Source organism: Mesorhizobium sp. WSM4820, from assembly GCF_055811075.1.
The window spans coordinates 1-2,235 of sequence record NZ_JBVVQN010000057.1; the positions used below are offsets into that span (position 1 = coordinate 1).

A 2,235-nucleotide genomic window follows, 5' to 3' on the forward strand; every position below is an offset into this window, starting at 1 on the left:
ACGGCCACACGCTGGCCACCATCATCCCGGCAATCGAGGACACCATCGACGTCAGCCTCGGCAAGATCGTCACCGATGCCGGCTATCGCGGCCACAACGCCCCGAAGGGCAAGATGTTCAAGGTCCATGTCGCCGGCTACAAGCGCGGCCTCACCAAGGTCGTCAAACGGGCGCTGCGACGCCGGGCCGCCGTCGAACCCGTCATCGGCCATCTCAAGAACGACCACCGTATCGGCCGCAACTTCCTGGCCTTCTCCGAGGGGCGATGCCAACAACGCTGTGCTTGCCGCCGTCGGCTACAACTTGTATGGGGCGATGATTGTCAAGCTTGGTTCGTGGTTCGTTTCCTCATCTCCTGGTTCGGCCAACTGGCGACCCATCTCCTCGTCCCGACCTGCTTCGAACGGGCCGCCGCGCGCAGGGACGGTCAAGGGTGGGCCGCAGGCCCATCGCGCAGCGACTTGTCCTTGACGGTCACGAGCACCGGCGGCAGGCTTTGTCGGGGTCGGGTGAGCCCCTTTCTTGCAGGGGGCCAAAAAGCCGACGATGGATTCCGAGGCGAGCTCGCCGAGCCAGGCGCGGAGGTCGCGCGGCAGACTTGTATGCGGTAGATCCCCCCCGTGGATCTGAACCATGATGCAGCATGCGCATCGGTGGCGAAGCTCCGGGGCGGCGGGCCCATTCTTCAGCACGGCCTGTAAAACACCATGTTGTAGCGCGGGTCACCGCCACCTCGGATCGTCATCGGCAGACCTTGCTAGATGCCCGCCAATAGGATTGTGCCTTGTTCTCCTCTTCCCATGTGGCTGTCACGCCGCGCGCAAACTGACGCCTTGCGGCACCTCGCCCGCGGTGACGAGACACCACAGCGCGATCAGCAGCTTGCGGGCCAGCGCTACGATCATCGTCTTGCGCGTCGTCTTGCGGCCGTCGTTCGTGCGCGCCTGGAACCATTGGGCCAGGGCACTGTCTTTTTGGAAGCGCAGAAACCGCCAGGCCAACTGGATCATGCCGCGCCGCACGCGGGCATTGCCGGCGCGTGCCAGCCCTTTCTCGCGGCGGCGTTTGCCGCTCTCGTCCGGCGACCCCGTCAGCCCGGCATAGCGCGCCACGGCGCGGCGATCGCGCAAGCCGCGCGACAGGATCTCGTGGACCAGCATGTCCGCCGTCTCGACGCCGATGCCGATAATCCGCGCGATGAGGCGAACCATCGCATGCGGGCCGTTTTCCGCCGCCGGGACGGCCGAGAGCTTGCGCTCCCTTTCCTGTTCGATCGCGCGGATCTGCTGGCGCACCAGGTTGAGCCGCTCGAGGAAGCGGTGGACCTCGGCGCGGGTGTTGTGCGGCAGCGCCGTCCCCTCAGCCGTGCGGATATTCTCGAGCCTATCCGCCGCGCAGCGCAGGCTCAGCCGGAAGCTGTGGATGCCGAAGCGGGCGAGCACCGCCTTGATGCGGTTGATAAGCCGCGTCTGCTCGCCGACCAGGCTCTCCCGCTCGCGGCTCGGCCGTCGCGCGTCCTCCTCTTCGATGGTCGGGATCGCAGCCATGGAGCAATGACGTTTCTCGCCGCGCAGCCAGCCAAGAAAGGCACGCATCAACAGCTGGGTGTCGAGGCGATCGGTCTTGGCGCGGCGGTGCTCGCGCGACACCGCAACGCTGGCGGGATGGATGGCGTAGGCCTCGATGCCGTGCGCCCGCAAAAAGCGCGCCAACCAGAAGCCGTCGCCGGCCGCCTCATAGGCGACGGCGATCCGCTTGATCGCGTGCCCGGCCTGGCCGGCTTCGTCGCGCCAGCGCTGCAGCAGCTTCAACAGTGCTGGCGCGTCGGCATCGAGCTTCTTGAGCGGCTGGCGCTTGAGGCCCGGAACAAGCGCGGCAACCAGCCACTTCGCCTTGCTCATTTCGATGATGGTGATGATCGTGTTATTCTGCTCAAGAGCGGTAAGGGACCGGCTCGCGTCAAAAGATTGCGACATGGGGACGCTCCTTCTGCTGGATGTTCTTGGAGCGCCGAAGGATGCCACACCCTCGCCGCTCGCCCCATATCATCTTCAGCCTCCTGCTCAACTGGCTGAGGCTTTTGTGTGCCTTCTTCCTGGCGCTGTTCGCCACCCCCGCAGCGCCGCCGATCCAGCCACGAACAGCCTAATCACCTCTGGACGATCCAACCGGCGGGCGCCCATTTGCCAGCCCCGTCTTTCCGGCCCTGATCGCAACCGCCGTCAGCGAAATCGA

Annotated in this window: 1 protein-coding gene and 1 pseudogene; one reads left to right on the forward strand and one right to left on the reverse strand. The window is 65.8% G+C overall.

Annotation, left to right across the window (positions count from 1 at the left end):
- Positions 1 to 611: pseudogene (locus tag AC0L2R_RS33660) on the forward strand (hypothetical protein); the annotation flags it as partial.
- Positions 612 to 809: 198 nt separating this feature from the next.
- Here AC0L2R_RS33660 and AC0L2R_RS33665 read toward each other — a convergent pair.
- A complete protein-coding gene (locus AC0L2R_RS33665; RefSeq protein ID WP_473514082.1) occupies positions 810 to 1,976 on the reverse strand; it encodes an IS110 family RNA-guided transposase in 1,167 nt (388 codons plus the stop codon).
- Positions 1,977 to 2,235: the final 259 nt, after the last annotated feature.

Coding starts and splice junctions, on each gene's coding strand:
- AC0L2R_RS33665 (WP_473514082.1), bottom strand. CDS start 1,976: ATGTCGCAATCTTTTGACGCGAGCCGGTCCCTTACCGCTCTTGAGCAG.